The following is a 4,450-nucleotide window of genomic DNA, read 5'->3' as shown; positions in this document are numbered from 1 at the left end:
GCGGGCGGCCCCCTCGGGGGGCAGGGAGCTACACGAAGTGAGCGACCGTGGGGGCCTATCCCACCCAGCATGAGCCGCGGGACTGGCTTTGCCAGACCGCAGGCGGGCGGCCCCCTCGGGGGGCAGGGAGCTACACGCAGTGAGCGACCGTGGGGGCTCTATCAATTGCGGAAGATGAAATACACCGCGCCCACCATGCACAGCGCAGCCCACAGGTAATCGAGCTTGAGCGGCTCATTGAGGTAAAAAACGGCAAAAGGCACAAACACCGTCAGCGTGATGATCTCCTGCATGATCTTAAGCTGGCCCACGCTGTACAGCGTGAAACCAATGCGGTTGCCCGGGACCTGCAGCAGGTACTCGAAAAGCGCGATGCCCCAGCTGATCAGTGCCGCGATGTACCAGGGCGAGGTGGCCAGGTTTTTCAGGTGGCCATACCAGGCGAAGGTCATGAAAACATTTGACAGCAGCAGCAAGCCAATGGTTTGCGCAGAGACGGGAAAGGATTGCAGAAATTGCATGAAAACTCCGTGCGGAATCGTTTCGGTTCAACCCAGCCAGGGCAGCAGCGTCAACACCAGCGTCAGGCTCACCAGTGCCAGGGCCGTTGACACCACCACGCTGGCCGTGACCAGGTCTTCGGCCACCTGGTAGCGCTGAGAAAACAGGAAAACATTGGCGCCAATCGGTAGCGCCGCGGCCACCACCATCACGGTCATTGGCAGCCCGCCCACACCGAGCACGCGGCATAACAGGACCACCAGCAAGGGATGGGCCAGGTTCTTGATGCCGGCCAGCGCCAGTGCCGGACGCCAATGCGTGCCCACCGGCGTGTTCGCCAGCGTCACACCCACCAGCACCAGCGCAAGCGGACCAAAAGCCAGGCCCAGCATCTCCAGCGGCTTGTCGATCACGCCGGGGATCACCCAGCCGGTTTGCGCAAACAGCAGGCCGGCCATGATGGGCAGCGGCACGGGATGCAGCAGGGAATTCTTCAGGGCCATCAGCACGGTGGCCAGCGCCTGGCCCGGCGCGGCAACCACGCCGGGAGTACCCTGCTTCTGCTCATGCGCAACGGCGAGCTCCAGCACCACGGTGGCACTGGTCAGCAGCACCAGCGCATGCACCGACACCAGCGTGAGCAGCGTCACCAGCCCGGCCGGCCCGTACATCAGGCCCACCAGGGCGATGCCGATCATGACCGTGTTCGAAAAGGTGTTGGCCAGTGCCAGCACCGCGGCGCGGCGGTTAAAGCCCTGCACCAGCAGCGTTCCGGCAAACAGGATGACGACCGCAATGAAATACGCCGCCACCGGCTTGAAGTCGAGCTGCTCGATGTCCACCCTGCTCATGGTGCGAAACAGAAGCGCCGGCGTGAGCAGCAGAAACACCAGGCTTGCAAGGTCTTTTGTGGCTCCAGCCCTTATCCAGCCTGCACGACCAGCTATAAAACCGATAGCAATCAAAAGCACCACCGGAAGCAGGGCTGCAAAAACGGGCGAATTCATCCGGCGATCTTAGCCGCCGGCGCAAGGCCATAACAACTCATTCCATTTCTAAATCATTCGTGAACGCGAAGGCGAAGCGACGACAGTACAGACGTACGGCTAGCGAAGCCGACAAAGTGCACGGATGATTTAGAAATGGAATCAGGCCCGGGCAATCCAGCGCTGGTGGGCAGCAAGTTTTTCGACGTCGCGCCAGGCGTGGCACTGTCCGGCCATTTTTGGCCAGATGCGCAGCAGCAGCTCGCATTCGGCCAGGGTGTCGGCGGCAGCCTGATGCCGCGGCGCACAAACAATGCCGAAGTGCGCCAGCCATTCGTCGAGAGCGCGCGCCTTCACCTTCTCGTGGGTCACCGCGCACAGCTGCTCAATGTCCACCCAGCGGTTCGGCAGCGCCTTGCCCAGGTGTTCCAGCACATGCCGGCCAATCATGGCCTGGTCGAAAGGGGCGTGAAAGGCCAGCAGCGGCGAATGGCCAACGAAGTGCTCAAACGCGCGCAAGGCCTCTTCGGGCGGCATCCCTTCACGCTGGCGCTGCAGCCCGATGCCGTGCAGCAGGATGTTGTCCCTGCTTGACCCCACCGAGGTTTGGCGCAGCACCACCTCAAAGCTGTCGCCCGGCATGATGCTCAGGCGCTTGCCCGCCCAGTCCACCTGCACGGCAATGGCGGCAATCGCCAGCAGCTGGTCGCGTCGCGGGTCCAGCCCGCTGGTTTCCACATCAAGCACCACCCAGCGCCCGTCGTCCACGTCCGCCAGCGCGGCCAGGGGCCGGCGCAACCAGTCCCTCCAGCTCATCGTTCGTAGTCCAGTTGCAGGCGCTGCTGCAGCGAACGCGCCACACGAAAGGTCTCGCGCAGGATGCGCCTGTCGATGTCGTTGAGGCGGTCCACTTTCAGGTGGTTGGGCTGGTGCGGCGGCGCAGCGCCTTCAAGCTGCACGCGCAGGCGCAGCGTCTGCAAAAACTCGAAGCCACTGACCCAGGCCTGGTATTCCCCCGCGGCCAGCCCCAGCAGTGGCCCGACGGCCTCCAGTCGCTCGCGGGTGTTGGTGGCTGTCACGCCGCAGCTGAGCGAATAGATGCGCGCCACGTCGACAAAAATCGCTGCCCCCTGAAGCTTGAGGTCGATCATGCCGCCATCGTCCACAGCAATGCTGCCGGTCCAGTTCAGCGGCGGGCTGTGCAGCAATGCATTGAGCGCCAGCTGCTTGATGAAACGCGGCGCACGCCGCGCGGCCTCGCTCACTTCCCGGCGCAGGCTGTCGGCCATTCGATCGTCACCGGCTAAGGTCCGGAAGTCGAAATAAATGCTCGCACTGAGCAGGTCTTCAGGCGCGCCATGTTCTACCCAGTGCGCAAAGCGCTCGCGCCACTGGCGCAGCGTCAGGCAGCAGGCCGGCTCGCCGGCCATTACCCCGCCCTTGCACAGGGGGTAGCCGCATTCGTCCAGCGCCACATTCACATCGCGGGCAAAACGCAAGGCGGCCTCACGCTGCGCCGGCGTGGTGTCGTCTGGCAGGATCAAGGCGTTGTCCTGGTCGGTCGCGATGGTCTGCTCGCTGCGGCCCTCCGAGCCCAGCGCCAGCCAGCACATGCGGCTCAGGTCCAGCCCGTGAGCCTGCGCCTTGATCTCCAGCAGGCGCAAAGTCAGCACATCGTTGAGGTGGCTGATCAGCGCGGTGAGCTGGCGCGCATGCACACCCTGGCCCAGCAAGGTGTGCGCAAAACGCCGGATGTCTTGCGCCACCATCTTGAGTGTGTCCACATCGGCGGCAGAGCGTATCGAGGTGCTGACCTGCTTGAGGCTCAGGCGCTGCATGGCAAACAGGTCACGCTCCGACACCATGCCCACCGCCACGCCGCCGCGCGTGACCGGCACATGGCGGATGCCGTGTTTGCTCATCAGCAAGGCTGCGTCCAGCGCCGTGTGCTCGTGCGTCAGCGTCAGCACCGGCTGCACCATGACCTGTGAAATCGGTGTGTCCAGCGGCAGCGCCGGCAGCGTGACCCGGCCCAAAATGTCATACCGCGTGAGGATGCCCAGCGGCTGGCCGCCTTCGTCGGTGACCAGCATGGAACCTATGCGCAGCTGGTGCATTTGCCCGAGCACCTCGCGCAATGGTGTGTCGGACCGGCAGCTCACCGGCGCCTGGCTGGCCACATCGCCCAGCGGTGTTTCCAGCGACTGCTCGGCCAGCGCCTGCGAGGCATAGGCCACCTGCAGGGCGCGCCGCGAGAGGTCCAGGAACTTGAGGGTGCGCCGATTCAGAAAATCGGCAAACGGCGGGCTCAGCACGGCCAGCGCGTGCATGGAAGCCAGCGGCAACGCCAGCACAAAGGTGTCTTCCACCGCGCGGTAGGTCGCGGTAACGGCGCGCTGCGCCAGCGCGGCGCTGACGGGAAAAAGTTCACCGGGCTCGTAATGGAAAGCCCCGCCCGACAGCTCGGCCAGGCCACGCTCGCCAATCACCGCGCCTTGGCGTATGAAAAACAGTTCCTTGACCGGCCCGCTGTCGGGCTTGATCAGCACCTCTTCAGGCGCAAAGTAGTTCTGGTGCGAATGGCTCAGGAAGAAATCCACCTCGCTGGCCTGCATTTGCGCAAACGGCGGATGCCGCATCAGTTCCTGGCGCAAGTTGGCAAGCAGGCTGCTGGAGGGACTCAAATCGGCGCTGAGCGAGGAAAGAGGCTGGGCTGCATCCGTCACGGGCGTCTCCTGATGTTTGCAAAGCATTATCCGGGAAGGACTTGCTTCTGAACTGATTCAGCGCAAACAGGGTCACCGATGGTTGCCCGGTCCCAAACCCTCCGTTCATTCAACCGGTTGGTCATTCCAGACGGGATCAGGGAGCCATGTTTGTTGACTACGTGCGTTGTTCTGGCTGTTGTGGTTTGCCAGCAAGCCGGGGGTTGCCCGGCGGCAACTCACTTTTCTTTTGCGTCG

4 protein-coding genes are annotated in these 4,450 nt (G+C 63.7%); all 4 read right to left on the bottom strand.

Going from position 1 to position 4,450, the window contains the following annotated elements:
• Positions 1-161 precede the first annotated feature (161 nt).
• Positions 162-521: a DMT family protein gene (locus tag ABI660_RS23125; protein ID WP_348072562.1), complete on the bottom strand. Its 360-nt coding sequence runs from the start codon at positions 519-521 to the stop codon at positions 162-164.
• A gap of 27 nt (positions 522-548) precedes the next feature.
• The gene (locus ABI660_RS23120) at positions 549-1,508 is read right to left on the bottom strand and encodes an AEC family transporter (protein ID WP_348072561.1); all 960 of its coding nucleotides are present in this window, start codon (positions 1,506-1,508) and stop codon (positions 549-551) included.
• Positions 1,509-1,649: 141 nt separating this feature from the next.
• Complete coding sequence (locus ABI660_RS23115) at positions 1,650-2,303, bottom strand: 3'-5' exonuclease (protein ID WP_348072559.1); 654 nt, start codon at positions 2,301-2,303, stop codon at positions 1,650-1,652.
• Entirely contained in the window at positions 2,300-4,213 is a 1,914-nt protein-coding gene (locus ABI660_RS23110; protein ID WP_348072557.1) for a DUF294 nucleotidyltransferase-like domain-containing protein, read from the bottom strand. Before ABI660_RS23110 ends, ABI660_RS23115 begins: the two co-directional genes overlap by 4 nt.
• Positions 4,214-4,450 lie beyond the last annotated feature (237 nt).

The sequence above is a fragment of the Polaromonas sp. genome (genome assembly GCF_039930745.1).
Taxonomy (GTDB): Bacteria; Pseudomonadota; Gammaproteobacteria; order Burkholderiales; family Burkholderiaceae_C; genus Polaromonas.
The sequence above is the reverse complement of the archived record's forward strand: the minus strand, read 5'-3'. Positions and strand labels throughout refer to the sequence as shown.

Excerpts from the sequence above, each read along its gene's own strand:
- ABI660_RS23115 (WP_348072559.1), bottom strand. The coding sequence starts at position 2,303 with ATGAGCTGGAGGGACTGGTTGCGCCGGCCCCTGGCCGCGCTGGCGGAC.
- ABI660_RS23120 (WP_348072561.1), bottom strand. The coding sequence starts at position 1,508 with ATGAATTCGCCCGTTTTTGCAGCCCTGCTTCCGGTGGTGCTTTTGATT.
- ABI660_RS23125 (WP_348072562.1), bottom strand. The coding sequence starts at position 521 with ATGCAATTTCTGCAATCCTTTCCCGTCTCTGCGCAAACCATTGGCTTG.